The sequence below is a fragment of the Variovorax sp. ISS6 genome (assembly GCF_056523145.1).
Map to the genome: position 1 here is coordinate 354214 of NZ_JAWRZC010000001.1, position 21091 is coordinate 375304.

The window sequence follows — 21091 nt, forward strand, 5'->3', positions numbered from 1 at the left end:
CCGGCCGCCCGCTCAGGGCAGCTGGGTCCAGTTCTGGTTGTTGCCCCCGTTGCAGGTCCAGGTGATCAGCGCCGTGTCCTGCGTGGTGGATCCGTTCGGGACGTCGAGGCAGGATCCGGAGGCGCGGTTGCGCAGGGTCGAGCCGACCACCGTCCACTGCGTCGCGTTGCCGGCCGTGCAGGCCAGCTGCACCACCGCCGCGTTGGTGGTCGCGTTGCCGCTCTGCGCCAGGCACAGGCCGCTGTGCTGCGCCACGAACTGCACGTAGCCGCCGCTGCTGGTCACGGTGAACTTCTCGTTGGCGTCGTTGCCGCAGGGCCACTGCACCGCGGTGGCGCCGCTGGCGGTCGACACGCCCTTGATGTTCACGCACAGGTTGCTGCTGTCCGAGCGGATGCGCGCGACCAGCGGCGGCGCGGTGTCGAGCGAACGCACGTACTCGCGCAGCGCCACCACGTCGGCCGGCGGCAGGCCGTTGGCGTTGCCGTGGCCGCTGTCGAGCACCGCCTGCAGCGAGGCGGCCTGGCCGTTGTGGAAGAACGAGGTCACGCTCCAGGTGCCCGACAGCGTCGGCGTGTCGAAGCCCACGCCCGCCAGCGGCTGGTTGCTTCCCTTGCCCGACGAGAGCTGGATCGTGCCCACGTCGTGCCGCTGGCCGTCGCGGAAGGTGCCGCCGGTGTGGCAGGTCGCGCACTGCGCGGTGTTGAACACCGTCTGGCCGCGCGCGGCCTCCACGCTGAGGTTGCCGTCGGCCGTGCGGGCCGGGCTGCGCATGAACTTGTCGAGCGACGACAGGTAGGCCGCGAGGTCGTCGAGCTGCGCGTTGCGTCCGGCCTTGGGCGTGCCCAGCGGATTGGAGGTGGCCGCGTAGTCGGCATTGCTCAGGAAGCCGGTGCCGCCGAACTCGTTGCGGATGTCGTTCTCGAAGTCCTGCACCTCGTCGAAGTTGGCCGTCCAGTGCAGCTTGCCGTGGCTCGTGCCGCGCCGCCCCTGCAGGCTGATGGTGCGACGCAGGCCCTCGCCGCGCTGGGTGAAGTCCCACACCATGCCGTCGTCGCCGCCATCGGCATGGCAGCTCGCGCACGAGATGTAGTTGTCCTTGCTCATGCGCCGGTCGGCCGCGTTGTAGAACACCTGCTTGCCGCGCAGCGCGGCCGCGGCCAGCGGCTCGGTCGCCACGGTCTGCACATTGCGCAGAAAGGTCGCCGCGTTGCTCTCCGAGGCCAGCACCGCCGCCACGTCGTGCACCGACACCGAGCGCGCGAGGAAGTTGTTGACGTAGAGGCGCTTGCGCGCGGCATCGAGGAACAGCCCGTGCGGCGCGCTGCTGGTGTCGATCTCGCCGCGCACCGAGCGCGTGTAGGAATCGACGATCGCGACCCGGTTGCCTTCCATCTGCGCCACGAAGATGTAGTCGCCCGCGGGCGAGAACAGCGCGGCGCGCGCCGGCGCGCGGTCGTCGAAGTCGATCTGCTCGCCGGCCACGTGGGCCGCCGACTGCAGGTCGACCTGCGACAGGATCGAGCGCACGGTCTGGTCGTGCACCAGGTCCTTCCCGTCGCGGAAGCGGCCGCGCACGATGTTGTCCTTCTTCGAGGGCAGGATGGCGCGCTTGCCGTCGGGCGAGATCACGACCTGGCTCAGGTAGTTGGCCACGCCGCGCGCGCCGGCCTCGGTGTCGATGGTGGTGGTGTCCACCGGCAGCGCGATGGTCGGCAGCGTGCTCATCGAGGCCAGGTTGACCTTGTAGAGCTCGCCGCCGGTCATCTTCGACTTGAAGCGCGTGACGTAGGCGATCTGCGCATCGCCCGTGACCGCGATGCCGCGCACCGTGCCGTCGAGCGGCAGGGTGGCCGTGACCGCGCCGGTGGAGGGATTGAAGCTCACGAGGCGCGACTTGCTCTCCAGCGTCAGCAGGCCCTTGGTGCCGTCGGGCGTGAAGACCACGCCGTAGGGACCGCTGCCGTAGTCGAAGGGCACGGTGACCGAGACGCTGCCGTCGGCGGCGTTGAGCGCCACCAGCTTGTCCTCGCCCTGCACCGCGACCCAGACCCGGCCGTCGGGACCGAGCGCCAGCGTCTTGGCCTCGCTGCCCACCGACACCTCCCACAGCTTGGCCAGGCTCTGGGCGTCGATCGCCGCCACCGTGCCGCTGTCGGGATTGACCGCGTAGACCCGGTTCGCGTCGCCCGCGATGTTGCCGGTGTGCCGCGGCGCGCTCGCGGTGACGGGCGCAATGATGGTCACGTTGTAGGTGTAGTAGGTCTCGCGGCCCGCGCTGTCCTTCACCGTCAGGGTCACGGTGTAGTGGCCGGGCGTGGTGTAGGTGTAGCTGTAGCCGGCCTGGCTCGAGAAGGCCGTGACGGTGCCGTTGCCGAAGTTCCAGCGGAACTGCGCGCCGCCGCTGCCCAGCGTGGCCGGGTTGAAGTTCAGCGCGCCGTTGACCACCTTGGGCCCGCTGCCGATGCCGGGGTCGCCGATGACCGCCTGGCCGCGCAGGGTCGCGACCTCGGCGTCGCCGAGCACGCGGCTGAACACCCGCACGTCGGCCAGCGTGCCCTTGAAGAAGTCGGCATTGCCCTGGATCTGGCCCAGCCACTGGAACTTGTTCGCGAGGCCCTTCACGCCGGTGAGGCCGGTCGAGCTGGTCTTGGCGCCGTCGATGTACATGGTCTGCGCGCCCGAGCCCGCGTCGCGCGTGAGCACCACGTGGTGCCAGTTGCCGTCGTTGACCGGCGAGGTCGAGCGCGTGCCCGGGTTGTTGGTGGCCGCGTTGGCCACCGACAGGTTGAGCCGGCCGGTGTTGTCGAGCCAGCCCCAGAACACGTCGTCGGCGCCGCCCGACTGGTCGCGCCCGAAGATGCCGGGCGCGGTCCAGGCATTGGCGCTGCCGTTCTGCGTGGTCTTCATGTAGAAGCTCAGCGAGGCGGTGCCGCCCAGCACGGTGGCCACGCCGTCGTTCTTGAGCTGCACGCCGCCCGCGCGGTTCGCGAAGTTCAGGCCGATGCTCTCGAAGGCGTCGCCGGACGCCGGCGTGCCGTCGTTGTTCGAGATCGGGTCGCTGAGCTTGCCGTTGAGCGCCCAGTGATAGCTCAGGCCCACCTCGGCCGCGTTGCCGGTGTTGAAGGTGGACTTGAAGTCGGCGCCGATGGCGTTGCCCGCATAGTCCTTCACGCCGTTGGCCGGCAGGAACACCTCGTAGCTGGTGCCCGGCTGCAGCGGCTGCGTCGGATGGAAGTTGACGATGCCGAGCTGCACGCTGTAGGTGCCGGCCAGCGTGTTGCCGCCCACGGGCCGCACGATGAAGGTGTTGGCGTTGACACTCTCGGGCCGGATGTTGTCGGTCATGCCCAGGCCGATGCGCGAGGTCAGCGCCTGCTGCTTCGCGCCGTTGGCGGGGGAGACCTGCTTGACCTCGGGCCGGGTGGTGTCGGGGTCGACCTGGTGCACGACGAATCCGCTGCCCGAGCCGTGGTCGTTGCCCACGAACACGAGGTTGCCGAACATCGCGACCTGGCCGTTGTCCGAATGCGAGAAGTTCGGATCGTCCTCGCGCAGGATGCTGCCGCGGCCCACCTCCACGTGATTGAGCGGATTGCTCACGTCGACCTTGTGGATGCGCGTCTGCGCGCCCTGGATCACGTAGTGGTCCTGCGTGGCGCAGTACAGCTGCTCGTCGATGACCAGGCGGTTGTCCTCGGCCACGAATTTCGAGCGGTCGCTGAGGTCGTAGCTGTACATCTTCGCGCCGCTGTTGCGGGTGGAGACATGCAGGTTCCGGCCGTCGAAGCAGGTCGCGTAGTAGAACGGCGTGCTGCCCACGATGGAGTCGAGCACCTTGGGATTGAGCGGATCGGAGATGTCGAGGCTCGCGAAGCCGCCGTTGCTCTCCATCGCGGTCAGCACCATGTGGTTGCCCATCGTGAAGATCGGGCCGATGCGAAAGCCGCCGAGTTCGCCGGTGGACACCGGGTTGGACTTGCCGGCGCCGCGGTTGGCGAGCACGGCGTTCGCGGGGTCGGCGGCATCGACGATGAAGATGCCCCGGCCCGCCGAAGCCACGTACAGATAGGGCGCCTGCCACCAGAGCTGCCAGGCGACGTTCTCGTAGTCGCCGCCATTCACGCCGGGCAGCGCCAGCTTCTTCACCTGCTTGATGTCGTTGACGTCGGTGAAGTCCCAGAACTCCACGCCGTTGATGCTGGGCAGTACCACGTAGGTCTTGTCGCCGATCTTCGCGGTGCCGAAGGAGTGGGTTTCGCGGAACTCCTTGGTGCGGGCCTCGGGCTCGTAGATCTTCTTGACGAGCTTGATCTGGCGCGGGTTCGACACGTCGTACAGCAGGAAGCCGCCCGGGCCGAGGCCGCTGTCGGGAGCGAAGGACGTGAGGAAATAGCCGTTGACCATGATGCCGGCGTTCATGCCGTAGTCCTTGCGGCCCGGATAGGTGGCGGGCACCTCGCGCGACTCGTAGGCGTTGCTGTGCGCGGGGTCGAGCGGATGCGCGGGGCTGGTGATCATCGACACCGGCTTGAACAGTTCCTCCGAGGTGTAGGTGAGGTTGCCCAGCCCCGGCCCCTGCAGCGGGAGGGGATCGGCGACGGCCTCGGACACCGCGGTCGCCATGTTGCCGAGGGTCGTCATCGGACTGACCCCGGTGATCGCCGCGTGCGTCAACAGGGTGACGAACGGCACCATCAATGCCATCAGGTAATACCGGATCTTCATCGTTTGCCTCCAAGTGTTGTTGGAAGTTCGCAGGGGAATCTGCTGGCTCGTTCTTCTCTGGCTCGAATCACGACATGCGCGCGCAGCGCGCACCCCGGCGGGCGACGGGCATCGCCTGCCGTGGCAAAAAAAACCTGTTCGCCGGAAGCCGCGCGAAAGCCGCGCAGCCTTTGCGCTATGGGCTTCGCGCCGCGCCGCCCGATTCGTACAGGGCCCAGGCCGCTTCCGCGCTGGCGCCCTCGTGGATCATCGCCATCAGCGCGCTCACCACCGCGGACGGATTGGCGTGCTGGTAGACGTTGCGGCCGTAGACCATGCCCACCGCGCCCTGGTCGAGCAGCACGCGCGAGCGCGCGAACACCTGCTGCAGGTCCTCGCGGCCGCCGCCGCGCACCAGCACCGGGCAGCGCGCGGCCTGCACCACGCGGTGGAAGTCCCTGGGGTCGCTGGTCGGGTCGGCCTTGACGATGTCGGCGCCCATCTCGCGCGCGAGCCGCACCAGGGTCACGATCTTCTCGGCATCGCCGTCGACCATGTAGCCGCCGCGGCCCGCGCCGTGCGCCTGCATCACCAGCGGCTCGATCATCAGCGGCATGCCGTAGCGGTCGCAGTCGGCGCGCACGCGCGCGATGTTCTGCACGCACTGGCGGAACAGCTCGGGCTCGTCGGGCAGCATGAACAGGTTGACGACCACGCAGGCCGCGTCCATCTGCACCGCGGGCAGCACCGGGTCGTGCTCGTTCTGCAGCACGGCCCACATCGAGCGGTGGCGCGTGGCGTTGTAGGGATTGCCCATGTCCAGCCGCATCACGAGCGCCGGCCGCTCGCGGCCCGGGCGCAGCTGCAGCAGGTCGGCCTGGCCGTAGTTGAGCTGGATCGCATCGGGCGCCGCGGCCACCAGGCGGTCGATGACGCCCGGCATGTCCTCGAGCCCGTCGAGGAAGCTGGGCTCGTTGCACACGCCGTGATCGAGCGCGATGTCCAGGCCGCGGCCGGCCTTCAGCAGGCGGGCGATGCGGACCTCTTTGCCTTTCGACATACGAAAGAACTCCTTGAAGGTGGAAGATGGTTCGAGGGGGCGGGACGCGTCTCAGCCGAGCGCGCCCAGGTGCCGCTTCGCGGCGGTGTCGATCTGCAGCAGCGCGTCGGCGCCGAGCGCGACCGAGCCGGCCGCGGCGTTCTGGATCGCCTGCTGCCGGTTGCGCGCGCCGCACAGCGACAGCGAGACGGCGCCGTGCTCGAGCGTCCAGGCGATCATCATTTCGGAGAACGAGCAGCCCAGCGCGGCGCGCAGCGGTTCGAGGTCGGCGAAGAAGGCCGCGAGCCGCGCGCGGTTGTCGGCGCTGAAGCGCGGATTGCTCGCGCGCTGGTCGTCGCCCGTGAAGGCGCGCGCGGGATCGATCGGCCCCGCGAGCAGGCCCAGCGCGAGCGAGGAATAGCCCATCACCGCCACGCCGTGCTCCTTGCACAGCGGCACCAGCGTGGCCTCGATCTCGCGGTCGATCAGGCTGTAGCGCTCCTGCGCCGCGTCGACCGGGCCGTGGCGCAGATACTCGGCGAGCGTGGCAGCATCGACGTTGCTCACGCCGATCGCGCGGATCTTGCCCTGCTTCTTCAGGTCGAGCAGCGCGCCCATGGTCTCGGCCACCGGCGTGGTGGCGTCCTGCCAGTGCGTGATGTAGAGGTCGATGTAGTCGGTCTGCAGGTTCGCGAGGCTCTGCTCCACCTCGTACGCGATCGCATCGCGGCCGAGGTAGCGGTAGACGGGATGGCCGTCCTCCTCGAAGAAGTGCGTGCCCTTCTGCGTGTGCCACACCAGGCCGCACTTGGTGGCGATCACGGCCTCGTGGCGCCGGCCCTTGAGAGCGGTGCCCACCAGCCGCTCGGAGCGGCCCAGGCCGTAGGCCGGCGCGGTGTCGATCAGCGTCACGCCCGCGTCGAGCGAGGCCTGGATCGCCAGCGTCGCGCCCGCGTTGTCGCCGCCGCCCCACATCCATCCGCCCATGGCCCAGGTTCCCAGGCCGATCGCCGAGCAGCGTATGCCCGACGGTCCCAGCGTCGTCGTCTTCATCTCTTGGTCTTCCTCACGTTGAGCAGGTGGTCGATGGTCACGGCCACGAGCAGGATCAGTCCCTTGATCACGTCCTGCCAGTAGGGCGAGACGTCGAGCAGGATCAGCGAGCTCGTCACCACCGACAGCAGCGCCAGGCCGAGCACCGCGCCGAGCACGGTGCCCGAGCCGCCCTTGAGGCTGGCGCCGCCGATCACGGCGGCGGCGATCACGTTGAGTTCCATGCCCATGCCGAAGGTGGGCGTGGCGGCGCCGAAGCGCGCGGTGTAGATCACGCCGGCCAGGCCGGCCGAGGCCGAGCACAGCACCGTGACCCAGAACTTCACGCGGCCCACGCGGATGCCCGAATAGAGCGCGGCCTTCTCGTTGCTGCCGACGTAGAACACCTTGCGCAGCAGGGTGGCGCGGCGCAGCACGAAGTCGCTGATGGCGACGATCGCGACGAAGATCAGGATCACGGCCGGGATACCGAACAGCGTGCCCTGGCCGATGAACTTGAACTCGGCCGGCAGCGAGAACAGCGACTGCGGCGTGCCCTGCGTGAAGGCCAGGCACAGCCCGCGCACGATCACCATGAAGGCCAGCGAGGCGATGAAGTGGTTCAGCCCGATGCGCGTGACGCAGCCGCCGATCATGGCGCCGATCATCGCGCTGGCGCCGATCGCCATCGCGCTCGCGAGCCAGGGGTCGACGCCCATGAGGAACAGCTTGCCGGTGATCACCATCGCGAGGCACACCACCGAGCCCACCGAGAGGTCGATGCCGCCCACGATCAGCAGGATGGTCATGCCGACCACCACGATGCCCTCGATCGAGAACGACAGCAGCATCGCGCGGATGTTCTCCCAGGTGAGGAAGTACGGCGACGCGAAGCTCATGCCCACGCACAGCACCGCGATGATCAGCAGCAGGCCGGCCTCGCGCATGCTGCCGAGTCGAAAGGGTAGGTTCACGGCGTCTCCTTTGGCCCCCGCCGCCGTGCCGGTGCCGGCGGTGCTCGCGGGGTTGGTGCCGTCCATTCTGAATTGGTAGCTCACTGCATCTCCTGTTCGCCCAGTCCCGAGGCCAGCCGCAGCAGGCCCTCTTCCGTCATCTCGGCCGTGCCGAGCTCGCCGGCCAGCCGGCCTTCGCGGATCACCAGCGCGCGGTCGCACAGGCCGATGATTTCCGGCAGTTCCGACGAGATCACGATCACCCCCACGCCCTGGTTCGCGAGCGCGCGCAGGATGTGGTGGATCTCGGATTTCGCGCCCACGTCGACGCCGCGCGTGGGTTCGTCCATCAGCAGCACCGATGGCTTCGTGGCCAGCAGCTTGGCGATCGCCACCTTCTGCTGGTTGCCGCCCGACAGGCTCGCGACCTCGATCGCCACGCCGTCGGACTTGAGGTTGAGCTGCGCGCCGAGGTCCTGCGCCAGCTTGCGCTCGGCCGCGCGTTCCATCAGGCCGAAGCGCGAGCTCACGCGCCGCAGCGCCATCGCGCAGACGTTCTGCGCGATCGGCAGGTCGAGGAACACGCCCGCGGCCTTGCGGTCCTCGCTGAGGTAGGCGATGCCGTGGCGCAGCGCGTCGGCGTACTTGCGGATCGCGAGCGTCTTGCCGCGCAGGCGCACGCTGCCGCGCCGCGCGGGCCGCAGCCCGCACACCGCTTCGGCCAGCTCGCTGCGCCCGGCGCCCATGAGGCCCGCGATGCCGAGGATCTCGCCGCGCCTGAGCGCGAAGGAGATGCCCTGCACGCGCTCGCCGTCGGCGATGTCGTCGACCTGCAGCAGCGTCTCGGGCGCCTCGGGCAGCGTGGCGCGCGGCGGGTAGTAGTTGCCGAGGTCGCGGCCCACCATGCGGCGCACCAGCTCGTCGGGCGTGGTGCCAGCGAGCGGTCCGCAATGCACGTTGCGCCCGTCGCGCAGCACGGTGGCGCGGTCGCAGTTGGCGAAGATCTCGGCCATGCGGTGGCTGATGTAGATGATGCCGATGCCCTGCGCCTTGAGGTCGTGCAGCACGCGGAACAGCGCGGCCGACTCGAGCTCGGTGAGCGCGGCCGTGGGCTCGTCGAGGATCAGCACCTTGCAGTCGAGCGTGAGCGCCTTCGCGATCTCCACCAGCTGCTGGCTCGAGATGCCGAGCTCGTCGACGCGCGCGGCCGGGTCGATGTCCTGGCCGAGCCGGCGCAGCACCTTGGCGGCGCGCGCGTTGAGGCCGCCGTAGTCCATGAAGGCGCGGCCGCCCGCGTTGATCTCGGGCATGAAGATGTTCTCGGCGACGGTGGCGTCGCCGCACAGCGCGATCTCCTGGTGCACCAGGCCGATGCCCAGCCGCATGGCATGGGCCGGGCCGTCGATGCGCACATCCAGGCCGTCGAGCGCGATCGTGCCCTCGTCGGGCTGGTGGATGCCGTCGATGATGTTCATCAGCGTCGACTTGCCGGCGCCGTTCTCGCCGCACAGGGCGTGGATCTCGCCGGCACGCAGCGAGAAGTCCACGCCCGCGAGCGCGCGCGAAGCGCCGAAGCGCTTGCTGATGCCGCGCAGCGAGAGCAGCGGCTTCGGGTCGTCGCTCACTCGCCGATTCCCTTGGTGCCGCGGCGCGCCAGGTACTTGTCCCAGTAGAAGTCGTCGGCGTTGGCCTTGCTCACCACCGACAGGCCGTTGTCGAGGAAGGGCACCGACATCGGGTTGGTGCCGTTGCGCTTGGCGTCGTTCATCGGGTCGATGAGCTGCGGGTTCTTGGCCAGGAACAGCATCATCATCCCCATGTAGCCCTGCATGCCCTGGTTGGGATTGATGGCGCCGAACACGTCGCCGGCCTTGATCATGTCGAGGATCTTGGCGTTGACGTCGCAGCACATCACGCGGATGTTCTTCTTCGACTCGATCTTGGCCTGCGCCGCGCCGAGCGCCGAGTTGGCCTCGGGCATGAACAGCGCGCCCAGGTTCGGGTTGGCCTGCGCCAGGCTCAGCACCGCCTGGTAGGCCTTGCTCGGGTCCTGGTTGCTGGCCGCGCGGCCCGCGAGCTTCATGCCCGGGTGCTTGGTCTTCATGCGGTTGACGAAAGCGGCGATGCGGCGGTCGTGGTTGTCCTGGCCCGGGTTCTCGAGCACCGCGTACTCGCCCTTGCCGCCGAGCGCGGCGGCGATCGCGTCGGCCGCCTGCGTGCCCTCGCGGTCGTTGTCGGAGGTGATGAACGAGGCGCGCTTGGAGTTCGGCGAGTCGGCCGCGAAGGTCACGACCGGGATGCCCGCCGCCACCGCGCGGTTGATCGGCTCGATGAACGGATCGGGGTTCATCGGGTGCAGCAGGATGCCCGCGGGCTTGCGCGCGAGTTCCTGCTCGAAGGACGCGAGCTGCTTGTTCACGTCGTACTCGGGCGTGCCGGTGTAGCGGGTGCGCACGCCCAGCGTGCGGCCCAGCTGTTTCATCATTTCGTAGACCGGAAACCAGTACTCGACGCCCGAGACCATCACGTTCATCACGTAGACGTCGTTCGGGTTGCCGCGCAGGCCGGTGGCGGCCGGTGCGGCGGGCTGCTGGGCGAAGGCGCTGGAGCCGGCCAGGCCCAGGCCGGTGGTGGCTGCGGCGGCCGCCGCGGACTTCAGGAAATCTCTTCTCACTTCTGTCTCCTCGTGTTGCTCTGACCTGGCAGATGGGCCGCCTTGGCGGGTGGCTTTGGATCTCTAGTCGTCATGCACGTTGTCATGACAGGTGAGAATGTATGCGGCTCGTTTTGCCCGGAATACTAGGGGAAACGCTACTGCGATCTGAACCAAATTGCCCGAAGCTGTTATGACATGACAACGAACATCTACCTGGGTATAGACATGGGGTCGAGCAGCCTGAAGGCGCTCGCGCTCGATGCCGACAGCGGCCGCACGGTGGCGCTGGCGCGCGCCGCGCTGCCGCACGACCGGCGCCCCGGCGGCGGTTGCGAGGTGGCCGAGGCGGCGATCCATGCGGCGCTGGGCCGCGTGCTCGGCGCCATCGCGGGCCAGCTCGGCCCGCTGGCCGCCGCGGTGCGCGCCATCGGCTGCACCGGCCACGGCGCCGGCCTCTATGCGCTCGACGCGGCCGGCCGGCTGGTCGGCGGCAGCGCGGTCGCCTCCACCGACCAGCGCGCCACCGCGCGTGCGCTGAAGCTCGCACGCAGCCACGGCGCGGCGCTGTTCGACGACGTGGGCTGCGGCCCCTGGCCCGGACAGCCGACGCTGATCGCGGCCGAGCTGTTCGGCCACGACGCGGTGCAGCGCGGCGAGCTGCAGCGCCTGCTGTTCGCCAAGGACTACCTGGGCTTCCTGCTGACCGGCGAGGCCGCCACCGACCTCAGCGACGCGAGCACCGCCGGGCTGGTCTCGCTGGCCAGCGGCCGCTGGTCGCAGCAGGCCTTCGACGCAGCGGGCCTGTCGGACCTGTCGCCGCGCACGCTCGGGCGCATCGTGCCCAGCGGCGAGGTGTACGGCCGGCTGCTGCCCGCGCAGGCCGCGGCCTGCGGCCTGCCCGCGGGCGTGCCGGTGGCCATGGGCGCGATCGACCTGCTGGCCTCGATGACCGCGATCCGCGCCGAGGCGCGCGGCCATGCGGTGGCGGTGTTCGGCACCTGGAGCGTGAACGCCGCGATCGGCCCGGCCACGCCCGCGGGCGTGGCCAAGCCGCCGGTGGCCGCGGTGGTGAACTTCGGGCCGGCCGAGCGCCGGCTCTACATGGAGAACAGCCCCTCGTCGATGGCCAACATCGCCTGGGCCGCCGAGGCGCTGGGCTTCGGCAGCGAGCAGGCCGTGATCGATGTCGCCATGGGCTCGCCGCTGGGCGCGCATGGCGTGCGCTTCCTGCCCTTCGTCAACGGCGGCAGCGCGCCGCCCGGCGCGAGCGCGGGCTTCGTCGGCCTGCGCAGCCACCATGGCCGCGCCGACATGGCGCGCGCGGTGGTCGACGCGGTGGTGGCGCTGCATGCGCGCCACCTGGGCCGGCTCGCGGCCCATGGCCTGCTGCCCGAAGCGCTCACCATGCTCGGCGGCGGCGCGCGCGACGCGCGGCTGGCACGGCTGCTGGCCGGCTTTCTCGGCCGGCCGGTCGCGCGCTGCGGCGACGACGAGACCGGCGCGCGCGGCGCGGCGCTCTATGCCGCCATCTCGCAGGGCCTCGACCTCGACGCGAGCGCCAATGCCCACCTGCTCGCGCCCTGCGAGACCCTCGCGCCCGAAGCGGGCGACATCCCGGCCTGCGCCGATTTCCTGGCCGGCTTCGATGCGCTGCTCGACAGCCTCGCACCGGCCTTCACCCTGACCACCGGCACCACCCGCATGCCGGATTCCGCACGATGAGCGCCTGGCAACTGCCCTTCACCCGTCCCGCCTCGCTCGCCGGACGCCATTTCTCCACCGTCATCGTCGGCGCCGGCATCAACGGCGTGGGCGTGTTCCGCGACCTCTCGCTGCAGCGCGTGGACTGCCTGATCGTCGACAAGGGCGACTTCGGCGCCGGCGCCAGCAGCGCGCCCTCGCGCATGATCCACGGCGGCCTGCGCTACCTCGAGAACGGCAGCTTCTCGCTGGTGGCCGAGGCCACGCGCGAGCGCAACCTGCTGCTGCGCAACGCGCCGCACCTGGTGAAGCCGCTGAAGACGGTGGTGCCGCTCGCGAGCCTGTTCGGCGGCATGCTCGGCAGCGCGCTGCGCTTCCTCGGCCGGCCGGCCTCGCCGCGCACGCGCGGCCTGCTGGCGGTGGCGCTGGGGCTGCGGCTGTACGACCTGCTGGGCCGGCGCCAGCGCGTGATGCCGGGCCACCGCATCGACCGCGTGCCGCCGCGCGACCGCCAGCTGTTCCGCGCGGCGATCCGCTGGACCGCGACCTTCTTCGACGCCTGGATCAGCCATCCCGAATGGCTGATCCTCGAGCTGATCGCCGACGCCTGCCGCGACCAGCCGCGCTCCACCGCGGTCAACCACTGCCGCGTGATGGGCTGCGCCGGCAACATCCTCACCCTGCGCGACGAGATCACGGGCGAGCTGGTGCGCGTGACGGCCGACACGGTGGTCAATGCCAGCGGCGCCTGGCTCGACCGCAGCACCGCGGTGCTCGGCGGCAGCGGCCCGCGCGTGATGGGCACCAAGGGCTCGCACCTGGTGCTCGACCATCCCGCGCTGCGCGACGCGCTCGACGGCCGCATGGCCTACTTCGAGGCGATGGACGGACGCGTGTGCATCGTCTATCCCTTCCTCGACCGCGTGCTGGTCGGCTCGACCGACATCCCGGTGGAAGATCCCGACCAGATCGCCACCGAGCCGGAGGAGGTCGACTACCTGCTCGAGGTGCTGCGCGAGGTGTTCCCCAACCTCGCCTTCGACCCGGCCGACGTGGTCTACACCTATGTCGGCGTGCGGCCGCTGGCGCGCTCCGATGCCGACAAGCCGGGCCAGATCTCGCGCGACCACTCGGTGGCCGTCGATCCGCCGAACGCCACGCGCGACATCCCGATCGTCTGCCTGGTGGGCGGCAAGTGGACCACCTTCCGCGCGCTGGCCGAGGAGGCCACCGACGCGGTGCTGCGCCACCTCGGCCGCGCGCGCACCGCCTCCACCGACATGCTGCCGATCGGCGGCGGCGCCGAGTTCCCGGCCGACGCGGCCGCCACCGAGCGCCTGCTCGAGCGCCTGATGGCCACCGGCGCGAGCCGCCGCCGCGCCCAGGCGCTGTTCGCGCGCTACGGCGCCAAGGCGCTGCCGCTGGCGCAGCGGCTCGCGGCCTCGGGCGACGTGCCGCTGCGGCATGCGCCCGACTACTCGGTGGCCGAGCTCGGCTACCTGTGCCTCGAGACCGGCGTGATCCACCTGTCGGACCTGGTGGTGCGCCGCACCCTGCTGGCGATCCGCGGCCAGGTCACCGACGCCGCGCTGGCCGAGATCGCCGGCATCGCGGCCGAGGCCCTGGGCTGGGACGCGCAGCGCCAGCGCGAGGAGCTCCATGCCTGCGCCACCGCGCTGCGCGAACGCCACGGCGTGCGCCTGCAGACCGCCGCCCCGGCAGCGGATTCCCCTTTGGATGCATCATTGATGGCCTCGAAGCCCGTCCTCACGTGAACAGCCCGACCTTGACCGCGCCCGCCCTCGACCGGAATTCCGAATCGCCCCTGTGGGCCCAGTTCCGCGACGCCGTCCGCCTGCAGATCCTGCAGGGCGAACTGCCGATCGGCGCCAAGCTGCCGTCCGAGGCCGAACTCGGCGACCAGTACGGCATCTCGCGCATCGTGGTGCGCGAGGCGCTGGCCGACCTGGTGCGCAACGGCCTCATCTACAAGATCAAGGGCCGCGGCGCCTTCGTCGCGGCGCGCGAGCGCGACGAGGACTTTGTCTCCACCGTGCTGGGCTTCTCCGACGAGATGGAGCGCAAGGGCCGCTCGGTGCGCACCCAGATCCTGACCCAGGAGCTGCGCCTGCCCACCGCCCTCGAGGCCGGCGCGCTCGGCCTCACCGAAGACACGCAGGTGGTCGCGCTCAAGCGCCTGCGCAGCGTGGACGGCGAGCTGCGCCTCTTGGTCGAGACCGTGGTGCCGGCCGACATGGCGCCGGGCCTGCACCGCATCCGGCTGGAAGACCGCTCGCTCTACGACGTGCTGCGCCGCCAGTACGGCCTGCGCCTGGTGCGCGCCGAGCGCTGGATCGACGCCGTGCTGCCCGACGCCCAGACCTGCGAGCTGCTGAACCTGCCCGCGCCCGAGCCGCTGCTGCGCATCGAGTCGATCGCCTACGGGCTCAATGGCCGGCCGCTCGAGCACTACCGCGCGCTGCACCGCTGCAAGTCGAGCCGGCTGCACGTGCAGACCACGACCTGAGGCCCTTCACGCGGCGCGGGCTCGAACGCGGGTGACTGTCGGGTCAGTAAGATGCCCGACTCCTTCCACCCACCTACGTATCCCCCGCCATGTCCGACCTCGACGAACGCTTCCAGACCGCCCAGGCCAATTCCAAGCTGCTGGCCGAGCGCCCCGACAACCCCACGCTGCTGAAGATCTACGGCCTGTTCAAGCAGGCGACCGAGGGCGACAACACGGCCAAGAAGCCCAGCTTCAGCGACATCGTCGCGCGCGCCAAGTGGGACGCCTGGACCTCGCGCAAGGGCCTGAGCGGCGACGAGGCCAAGGAACAGTACATCGCGCTGATCGAGTCGCTGCGCGGCTGAGCGCCGGCTTCCCTCATGCCCCGCCGATGATCCCGCGCTCGCGCAGCGCCGCGATCTGGCCGGCGGTCAATCCGATCTCCTCGAGCACCGCGTCGGTGTCCGCGCCCAGCGCGGGCGCGTTCAGCCGGTGCGCGGCCGGCGTGCGCGAGAGCTTGGGCACGAAGCCCGGCACCGACAGCTCGCTGCCGTCGTCCATGCGCAGCCGCTGCAGCATGCCGCGCGCCGCGTAGTGCGGGTCGGCCGCGATGTCGGCGATGGTGTAGATGCGCCCGGCCGGCACGTGCGCGGCATCGAGCGCGGCCAGCACCTCGTCGACGGTGCGGCTGGCGGCCCAGTCGCCGATGGCGGCGTCGAGCAGTTCCACCTGCGCGACGCGGCCGGTGTTGTTCGCCAGCGCGGGATCGGCCGCCAGATCGGGCCGGCCGATGCAGCCCATGAGCCGGCGAAAGATGCTGTCGCCATTGCCCGCGACGATCGCGTAGCCGCCGTCGGCGCAGCGGTAGGCATTGGTCGGCGCGATGCCCGGCAGCGCGCTGCCCGCGGCCTCGCGCACCGCGCCGAAGGCGCCGTACTCGGGCAGCAGGCTCTCCATGCAGTTGAAGACGGCCTCGTAGAGCGCCACGTCGACCACCTGGCCCAGGCCCTTCGGATGCTCGGCGCTCACGGTGGCATGGCGATGCTGCAGCGCCATCAGCACGCCGACGACGCCATGCAGCGAGGCCAGCGTATCGCCGATCGACACGCCCACGCGCACCGGCACGCGGCCCGGCTCGCCCGTGAGGTGGCGCAGCCCGCCCATGGCCTCGGCCACCACGCCGAAGCCGGGCCGGTCGCGGTAGGGACCGGTCTGTCCATAGCCGCTGATGCGCAGCATCACGAGCGCGGGATTGGCCGCCAGCAGCGCCTCGGGGCCCAGGCCCCAGCCCTCCATCGCACCAGGGCGGAAGTTCTCGATCAGCACGTCGGCCTCGGCCGCGAGCTGGCGCACGATGGCCTGCGCCTCGGCCTCGCGCAGGTCGAGCGCCAGCGAGCGCTTGTTGCGCGACTGCACCTGCCACCAGACCGAGGTGCCGTCCTTCATCAGCCGCCAGCTGCGCAGCGGATCGCCCGCGCCCGGCGGCTCGATCTTGACCACCTCGGCGCCGAAGTCGGCCAGCGTGCGGGCCGCGAAGGGGCCGGCGATCAGCTGGCCGAGCTCGATGACCTTGAGGCCGGCGAGCGGGCCGGCGGCGGGAGCAGAGGAGGAAGCAGTGGATGTCGTCATGGCCTGCGAGTGTGCCGCGCGCCGCGCCGGGGCTTGCGGGGCGGGAAAACACCTATGAATTCTTGACGCCCGCACGGCCTCGAGACGCCCGGCTTTCCGCAGCGCAGCAATCCGGGCCGTCGCGGGCCGTTTCCCTCGGGGAGAAAGCTTCTTGCTGCGCCGCAGCGCGGATCGCGGTGCGCCCCGCGCGCCCGACACCGCGCATCAAAAAAGTATCGATTCGGGCCGCCATCTCTGGTTGTTGGCGTCGGGAGCGGTTCGTACAGTCCGCCCCACGCTGTCACGCACCCATCCGAACACTGCCCGAGGAACAACGAGCGCCATGCAACCCGATCTGGAAATCGTCGAAGTCCGCGGTGACGAATCCTTCGCCTGCTGGGCCCACGGCTACCCCTACCGCACCGTGCGCTGGCACTTCCATCCGGAGTACGAGATCCAGCTCATCGTCGAGACCCAGGGCGTGTACTTCGTGGGCGACCACGTCGGCCACTTCGAGCCCGGCAACCTCGTGATGATGGGCCCCGACCTGCCGCACAACTGGATCAGCGACGTGCCCGCGGGCCAGAGCGTGGAGCGGCGCGGCATCGTGATCCAGTTCCCGGCCGGCCTGGTGCGCAACATGGCCGCGAGCTTCCCCGAGTTCGCGCGCATCGCGCCGCTGATCGCCGAGTCGGGCGCGGGCCTGCTGTTCTCGGCCGAGACCGCGGCCGCCGCCAAGCCGCTGATGGAGGCGCTGCTCGAGGCGCGGGGGCTGCGCCGCGTGATCCTGCTGCTGTCGCTGCTCGAGCTGCTGGCCGCGAGCCAGGACCGCCAGCGGCTCGCGAGCCCGGCCTTCAAGCCCGATCCCAAGGCCTTCATGTCGCACGCCATCAACAACGTGCTGGCCCACATCGCGGCCAACCTCGGCGACGAGCTGCGCGAGCCGATGCTGGCCGAGCTGGTGGGCCAGAGCCCGAGCGCCTTCTCGCGCGCCTTCCGCAAGCACACGGGCCAGTCCTTCGTGCGCTACGTGAACCGGCTGCGCATCAGCCGCGCCTGCGAGCTGCTGACCAGCAGCGAGAAGCCGGTGCTCGACGTCTGCATGGACGTGGGCTTCAACAACGTGTCGAACTTCAACCGGCAGTTCCTGCTGCACAAGCGCATGCCGCCGACCAAGTTCCGCAACTTCCACCGCATGCAGGCGGCGCAGGCCGCGCACCTGCGCGGCGCCAGCCCGCCGTAGGCGGCCCGCCCCCGTTTCCCGCATCGCCATCGGCGCGGGCCCGTTCGGGCACCGCGCGGGGCGAAGCCTTGCCCGCGTCCTTTCCACCGTCATCACCCAAGGAGACATGCCATGAAGAAGAACACCCTCGCCACCGCCACCCTCGCCGCGCTGCTGTGCGCCGCCTCCGCCGCCGCGCAGGCCCAGGCGCCGAAGCAGCCGCTGCGCATCGGCATGAGCTTCCAGGAGCTCAACAACCCCTACTTCGTGACCATGAAGCAGGCGCTCGAGGAGGCGGCCGCGAGCATCGGCGCCAGCGTGGTCGCGACCGACGCGCGCCACGACGTGGCCAAGCAGATCGGCGACGTGGAGGACATGATCCAGAAGAAGGTCGACATCCTGCTCTTGAACCCGACCGACTCCACCGGCGTGCAGTCGGCGGTGCGCTCGGCCAAGAAGGCCGGGCTGGTGGTGGTGGCGGTCGATGCCAACGCGCAGGGCCCGGTCGATTCCTTCGTCGGCTCGAAGAACACCGACGCGGGCCGGCTGGCCTGCGAGCACCTGGCCAAGGCCATCGGCGAGAAGGGCGACGTGGCGATCCTCGACGGCATTCCGGTGGTGCCGATCCTCGAGCGCGTGAAGGGCTGCCGCGAGGCGCTCGCCAAGTACCCGGGCATCAAGGTGGTGAGCACGCAGAACGGCAAGCAGGAACGCGCCACCGCGCTCACCGTGACCGAGAACATCCTGCAGGCCAACAAGGACCTGAAGGGCATGTTCAGCGTCAACGACGGCGGCGCGATGGGCGCGCTCGCGGCCATCGAGGCCAGCGGCAAGGACGTGAAGCTCACCAGCGTCGATGGCGCGCCCGAGGCCATCAAGGCGATGCAGAAGCCGGGCTCGAAGTTCATCGCCACCACCGCGCAGTACCCGCGCGACCAGATCCGGCTGGCCATCGGCATCGCGCTCGCGAAGAAGTGGGGCGCCAACGTGCCGGCGGCGGTGCCGGTCGACGTGAAGCTGATCGACGCCGAAGGCGCGAAGAGCTTCAGCTGGTAAGGCGCGGACGGACCCTGGCCGTGACCATGAACGACACCGCCGAGATGCTGCGGCTGGAGGGCGTCTCGAAGCGCTTTCCCGGCGTGCAGGCGCTCTCGGGCATCGACCTCTCGATCCGCAAGGGAGAGGTGCATGCGCTGCTCGGCGAGAACGGCGCGGGCAAGTCGACGCTGATGAAGATCCTCTGCGGCATCCACCAGGCCGACGAGGGCCGCATCTACATCGACGGCAGCGAGCGCCGCTTCGCGGGCTACGCCGACGCCATCGCGGCGGGCGTGGGGATCATCTTCCAGGAGTTCAGCCTGATCCCGCACCTCGACGCGGCCGAGAACATCTTCCTGGGCCGCTACCCCACGCGGCGCTTCGGCCTGATCGACCGGGCCGCGATGCGGCGCGCGGCGCGGCAGCTGTTCGACGAGCTCGGCGTGCGCATCGACCTGCGCGTGCCGGTGTGCCGGCTCTCGGTGGCGCAGCAGCAGTTCGTGGAGATCGGCAAGGCGCTGTCGCTGAAGGCGCGCCTGCTGGTGCTCGACGAGCCGACCGCCACGCTGACGCCGAACGAGGCGGACCACCTGTTCCGCATCATGCGTTCGCTGCGCGAGCGCGGCGTGGCGATGATCTTCATCTCGCACCACCTCGACGAGATCTTCGAGGTCTGCGACCGCATCAGCGTGCTGCGCGACGGCGCCAACGCGGGCCATGCGGAGGTCGGCGCGACCGACATCGACGCGCTGGTCGAGATGATGGTGGGCCGGCGCATCGAACAGAGCTTTCCGCCCAAGCCGCAGCCGGCACCGCATGCGGCCGGCGCGCGCAAGCTGCTCGAGGTGCCCGAGATCCAGCTCGCGAAGGGCGGGCCGGTCAACGCCTTCGAGCTGCATGCGGGCGAGATCCTCGGCTTCGCGGGACTGGTCGGCTCGGGCCGCACCGAGCTCGCGCTCGGCATGATGGGCGCCGACCGCGCGCACCGCAAGACGGTGCTGCGCAACGGCACGCCCGTGCGGCTTGACGACCCGACGCAGGCGCTCTCGCACGGCATCGGCCTCTTGCCCGAGAGCCGCAAGGTGCAGGGGCTGATCACCGACTTCACGATCCGCTTCAACATCACGCTCAACAACCTGGGCCGGCACCGCCGCGCGGGCCTGGTGCGCGAGGGCGCCGAGAAGCGCGAGGCCGCCGAGCTCGCGCACCGCGTGGGCGTGAAGGCGCCGGACCTCGAGACCCGCGTGGCCACGCTCTCGGGCGGCAACCAGCAGAAGGTGGTGATCGCGCGCTGGCTCGGCCACGACTGCGAGGTGCTGATCTTCGACGAGCCCACGCGCGGCATCGACGTCGGCGCCAAGGCCGAGATCTACGCCCTGATGCGCGAGCTCACGCGCCAGGGCAAGGCGGTGCTGATGATCTCGAGCGAGCTGCCCGAGATCGTCGGCATGTGCGACCGCGTCGCGGTGTTCTCGGGCGGGTCCATCGTGGCCACGCTCGAGGGCGACTCCATCCACTCCGGCGACATCATGCGCCACGCAACCACAGGGGGTTCGCCATGAACGCCACCGCCAGCCATCCCGCGCCGCCCGCTCCCGCCGGCGGATTCCTCACCGAGCTGCGCCGCTCCACGGCCTTCCTGCCGCTGGTCGGGCTGGTCGCGATCTCGGTCTTCATGATCGTCGCGACCGACAACTTCCTGTCCTGGGGCAACCTGCAGAACATCGCGCTGCAGTCCTCGATCAACGCCATCATCGCGGTCGGCATGACCGCGGCCATCCTCACCGGCGGCATCGACCTCTCGGTGGGCGCGGTGGTGGCGCTGTCGGGCACATTGGCCTCGGGGCTGATGGTGCAGTTCGGGCTGCCGCCGCTGCTCGCGGTGCCGCTGGGCCTGGCCGTGGGCGCGGTCATCGGCCTGTTCAACGGCTACTGCGTGGCCTACCTGCGCATGCCGCCGATCATCGTGACGCTGGCCACCATGGGCATCGCGCGCGGCATCGCGCTGATCTACACCGGCGGCTACCCGATCGACGGCCTGCCCGAGTCCTTCGCCTTCCTCGGCGGCGGCACGCTCGCGGGCATCAAGGTGCCGATCCTGATCATGCTCGCCACCTACCTCGCGGCCTACGTGCTGCTGAACATGGCGCCCTTCGGCCGCTACGTCTACGCCATCGGCGGCAACGAGGAAGCGACGCGGCTGTCGGGCGTGCGGGTGGCGCGCTACAAGCTGCTGGTGTATGCGCTCAGCGGCTTCACGGCCGCGGTCGCCGGCATCGTGCAGGCCTCGCGCGTGACCAGCGGCCAGCCCGGCGTGGGCGTGGGCTTCGAGCTCGACGCCATCGCCGCCGTGGTGATGGGCGGCACCTCGATCGCCGGCGGCCGCGGCGCGATCGTCGGCACCCTCGTCGGCGCGCTGCTGCTGGGCGTGCTCAACAACGGGCTCAACATGATCGGCGTGTCGCCGTACCTGCAACTGATCATCAAGGGCGGCATCGTGCTGCTCGCGATCTTCATCAGCCGGGAAGCAAAGCGCTAGCCCCCTCCCTCTTCTGCTTTGCTCCTTCCCCCTCTGGGGGAAGGCCGGGATGGGGGCACGCGGCGCTCGTTCGGGAGGCTGCGTGCC

General features: G+C 70.3%; 15 protein-coding genes. 8 read left to right on the top strand and 7 right to left on the bottom strand.

Annotation, left to right across the window (positions count from 1 at the left end; translation table 11 throughout):
- Positions 1–12 precede the first annotated feature (12 nt).
- The 6 genes from AC1HIL_RS01615 to AC1HIL_RS01640 form a co-directional block, all read right to left on the bottom strand.
- Entirely contained in the window at positions 13–4728 is a 4716-nt protein-coding gene (locus tag AC1HIL_RS01615) for an Ig-like domain-containing protein (RefSeq protein ID WP_479671000.1), read from the bottom strand.
- A 175-nt stretch (positions 4729–4903) separates the two neighbouring features.
- Complete coding sequence (locus tag AC1HIL_RS01620; RefSeq protein ID WP_057592538.1) at positions 4904–5767, bottom strand: class I fructose-bisphosphate aldolase; 864 nt, start codon at positions 5765–5767, stop codon at positions 4904–4906.
- Between the two features lie 51 nt (positions 5768–5818).
- A complete protein-coding gene (locus tag AC1HIL_RS01625; RefSeq protein WP_093354243.1) occupies positions 5819–6799 on the bottom strand; it encodes an aldo/keto reductase in 981 nt (326 codons plus the stop codon).
- Entirely contained in the window at positions 6796–7725 is a 930-nt protein-coding gene (locus tag AC1HIL_RS01630) for an ABC transporter permease (RefSeq protein WP_208509805.1), read from the bottom strand. The genes AC1HIL_RS01625 and AC1HIL_RS01630 overlap by 4 nt, the downstream gene beginning before the upstream one ends.
- Before the next feature lie 107 nt (positions 7726–7832).
- Entirely contained in the window at positions 7833–9356 is a 1524-nt protein-coding gene (locus AC1HIL_RS01635) for a sugar ABC transporter ATP-binding protein (RefSeq protein ID WP_296742324.1), read from the bottom strand.
- Positions 9353–10405: a substrate-binding domain-containing protein gene (locus tag AC1HIL_RS01640; RefSeq protein WP_057592540.1), complete on the bottom strand. Its 1053-nt coding sequence runs from the start codon at positions 10403–10405 to the stop codon at positions 9353–9355. The genes AC1HIL_RS01635 and AC1HIL_RS01640 overlap by 4 nt, the downstream gene beginning before the upstream one ends.
- Positions 10406–10582: 177 nt before the next feature.
- On the opposite strand from AC1HIL_RS01640, the gene AC1HIL_RS01645 reads away from it, so the two are divergent.
- The 4 genes from AC1HIL_RS01645 to AC1HIL_RS01660 all read left to right on the top strand — a co-directional run bounded on the left by AC1HIL_RS01645 (position 10583) and on the right by AC1HIL_RS01660 (position 14962).
- Positions 10583–12109, top strand: coding sequence for an FGGY family carbohydrate kinase (locus AC1HIL_RS01645; RefSeq protein WP_479671001.1), 1527 nt, complete (start codon positions 10583–10585; stop codon positions 12107–12109).
- Positions 12106–13863, top strand: a complete 1758-nt coding sequence (locus AC1HIL_RS01650; protein ID WP_261212337.1) for a glycerol-3-phosphate dehydrogenase/oxidase — start codon at positions 12106–12108, stop codon at positions 13861–13863. Before AC1HIL_RS01645 ends, AC1HIL_RS01650 begins: the two co-directional genes overlap by 4 nt.
- Positions 13860–14615, top strand: a complete 756-nt coding sequence (locus tag AC1HIL_RS01655) for a GntR family transcriptional regulator (RefSeq protein WP_093354236.1) — start codon at positions 13860–13862, stop codon at positions 14613–14615. The genes AC1HIL_RS01650 and AC1HIL_RS01655 overlap by 4 nt, the downstream gene beginning before the upstream one ends.
- Before the next feature lie 89 nt (positions 14616–14704).
- Complete coding sequence (locus AC1HIL_RS01660; protein ID WP_057592544.1) at positions 14705–14962, top strand: acyl-CoA-binding protein; 258 nt, start codon at positions 14705–14707, stop codon at positions 14960–14962.
- A gap of 13 nt (positions 14963–14975) precedes the next feature.
- Here the strand turns inward: AC1HIL_RS01660 and AC1HIL_RS01665 are convergent, their stop codons facing one another.
- The gene (locus AC1HIL_RS01665; protein WP_413762144.1) at positions 14976–16226 is read right to left on the bottom strand and encodes a CaiB/BaiF CoA transferase family protein; all 1251 of its coding nucleotides are present in this window, start codon (positions 16224–16226) and stop codon (positions 14976–14978) included.
- A gap of 322 nt (positions 16227–16548) precedes the next feature.
- Between AC1HIL_RS01665 and AC1HIL_RS01670 the strand changes: the two genes are divergently transcribed.
- The 4 genes from AC1HIL_RS01670 (at position 16549) to AC1HIL_RS01685 (ending at position 21004) form a co-directional block, all read left to right on the top strand.
- On the top strand, positions 16549–17448 hold the full coding sequence (locus AC1HIL_RS01670; protein WP_261212332.1) for an AraC family transcriptional regulator: 900 nt from the start codon (positions 16549–16551) through the stop codon (positions 17446–17448).
- Positions 17449–17559: 111 nt separating this feature from the next.
- Complete coding sequence (locus tag AC1HIL_RS01675; RefSeq protein ID WP_479671002.1) at positions 17560–18483, top strand: ABC transporter substrate-binding protein; 924 nt, start codon at positions 17560–17562, stop codon at positions 18481–18483.
- 26 nt (positions 18484–18509) lie between these two features.
- Positions 18510–20027, top strand: coding sequence for a sugar ABC transporter ATP-binding protein (locus AC1HIL_RS01680; RefSeq protein WP_479671003.1), 1518 nt, complete (start codon positions 18510–18512; stop codon positions 20025–20027).
- Positions 20024–21004 carry an ABC transporter permease gene (locus tag AC1HIL_RS01685; protein WP_479671004.1) on the top strand — a complete coding sequence of 327 codons (981 nt, stop codon included), beginning with the start codon at positions 20024–20026 and terminating at the stop codon, positions 21002–21004. The genes AC1HIL_RS01680 and AC1HIL_RS01685 overlap by 4 nt, the downstream gene beginning before the upstream one ends.
- Positions 21005–21091: the final 87 nt, after the last annotated feature.